This window comes from Marinobacter sp., assembly GCF_040904845.1.
Lineage (GTDB): Bacteria > Pseudomonadota > Gammaproteobacteria > Pseudomonadales > Oleiphilaceae > Marinobacter.
On the sequence record NZ_JBBDSR010000006.1, the window covers coordinates 1 to 2,125 of the forward strand.

Here is a 2,125-nt window from a genome sequence, read left to right on the forward strand (position 1 = left end):
ACGGCGGTTTCATTGCCAAACCGTTTCACTAAACGGTCCAGTATCAGGTTCTCCATGGAATCACCCCTTTTGGCAGTTTCGGTGCAAGCATGTTCAACAACGCCATCAGCAGGGCCACAAACAACACGACCAGTACCGAGATAGCCGACGCCAGCACGCTCTCACCACCCTCATCCAGATTAAAAATAAGTACACCCAGCGTTTCGTTCCCGGCGCTCCACAAAAGTGCGGAGACGGTGATTTCATTCAGGGCAATCAGGAACACCAGCAACCCGCCGGCAAACACCGCGGGTGCCAACATGGGCAAGAGAATATCGACCAGACGGCGCAAGGTACCGGCTCCGGCCAACTGGGCGGCTTCTTCCAGTGCGGTATCGACCTGCCCCAGGCTCGCCATCACCGGGCGCAATCCAAGCACCAGAAATCGCGCCAGGTAGGCGAGAAAGATAATCCACAACGAGCCATAAAGAACCACATTGACGATGGGCAACGGCCGGGCAAACAGCAGAATGCAGGCGATGGCCAGCACGACACCGGGCAGCGCATAGGGAATCTCGATCAGCGTCACTACAGAGGTCTGAACGCGCTCAGGTAACTGTCTCAGCCGGTACGCCAGGGGCAGAGCGCAAGCCATGATAACCAGCGCCGCACCACCGGCCAGCATAAGACTGTTTTGCCCGGCTCGCAGTGTGCTGCCCTGGTGATTGATCATTTCGTCGAAGGCAGCGAGCGTTATGGTGTCGAGTGTTAATGGCACACCCACCGCAGGCACCAATGCGCTGACGATCAGCGCAAGCAAGGGGGCCACCAGAATAATGGACAACACCAACACCAGTGTGGCTTCCAACACCGGACGCCAGCGGTGAAGGTCGATGTCGTGCGCCTTGCCACTGTGTCCGGTCAGAGCATAGCGGCTGCCTTTTTGCATGCGCTGTTGCACCGCCACACCCAGCAGGGCCAGCACCCCGATCAGGATGGAAAGACTGGCAACCTCCTGAAGTACCGAGTTGCCAAAGCCCGCCATGCGCTGATAAATCAGCGTAGGCAGTACGTAATACGAAGTGGGAATACCCAGCATCGCCGGGATGCCGAAGTTACCAAGATTGGACACAAAGGCCATGAACACCCCGGCAATCATACCGCTGCGGCTCAACGGCATGACAATATCGCGCCAGACCCGTCGATTCGAAGCACCGCTAATGCGTGCGGCTTCAATCAGTTCGGCCGGTAGATTGATCAGACTGGAGCGCATCGCCAGGAACACCAGTGGCGCGCTCTGAATACCCAGCAACAGCACAATGCCTTCTGCGGAGTACAGCGGTTGCGGGCTTCCCAACGCAGGCGCAATGCCCAGTGTGTTCAGCAACGGGCTCGCCGGACCCGTCAATTGCAACCAACTCAGTGCGGTGATCTGCGGCGGGATCATCATCGGTAACATAAAACAGAATACCAGCCAGTGCTTACCGCGAATGTTGGTGAGCGTTATGCTGTAGGCGAATATTGCGCCCAGAAATAGCGACACCAGGGCGCCCAGCGTGGCGGTGTAAAGGCTGTGCCCGAGTGCACGCCAAGTTGAAGCGGCATTCATCACTTGCCAAAAAGGCGATTGGTCTCCGAGGCCAAGTTGTGTCCCCGCCGACACCAACAGGCGCAGGCTAGGGGTCACACTCAACACGGTGATCGCCACCAGTAACAGTGAAAGCAACCAGCTGGGCTGGCTGCTTCTGACAGGCATGATCCGCATCATTAACTGCCGTAGAGTTCACTGAAACGGGCTTTGTTGGCTTCCGCTTCGTCCAGAGCGGTGCTGGCATCCAACGGCATTAATGTGATGTTCTCACGCGTCGGAAAACCTTCGGGCGGTGCCACACGGTCGCTCGCCGGCAGGTAGCCCTGGCTTTGTACCAGTGTCTGACCCTGCTCGGACAGCAGGAAGTCGACAAACGTCTGGGCCGCGCTCACATTCGATGCCCCGTTCATAATAGCCACCGGTTCAGTGACCGCACTGACGCCTTCTTCCGGGAAGACGAACTGGACCGGCGAGCCCTTGGCGGCTTCACGGATCGGCAAAAAGTCGACCACAACACCGTAGGGTTTTGTGCCGTTGGCAACGGCGTTAAAGACG

2 protein-coding genes are annotated in these 2,125 nt (G+C 57.8%); both read right to left on the reverse strand.

Features of this window, described 5'->3' with window-relative positions:
• Window positions 1–43: 43 nt before the first annotated feature.
• Window positions 44–1,735 (reverse strand): ABC transporter permease, encoded by a 1,692-nt coding sequence (locus tag WD429_RS00820; RefSeq protein WP_368420269.1) that lies wholly within the window; start codon window positions 1,733–1,735, stop codon window positions 44–46.
• Between the two features lie 11 nt (window positions 1,736–1,746).
• Window positions 1,747–2,125 (reverse strand): ABC transporter substrate-binding protein (locus WD429_RS00825; protein ID WP_368420270.1); only part of this gene is annotated, 379 nt, incomplete at its 5' end.

Excerpts from the sequence above, each read along its gene's own strand:
- WD429_RS00820 (WP_368420269.1), bottom strand. The coding sequence starts at position 1,735 with ATGCCTGTCAGAAGCAGCCAGCCCAGCTGGTTGCTTTCACTGTTACTG.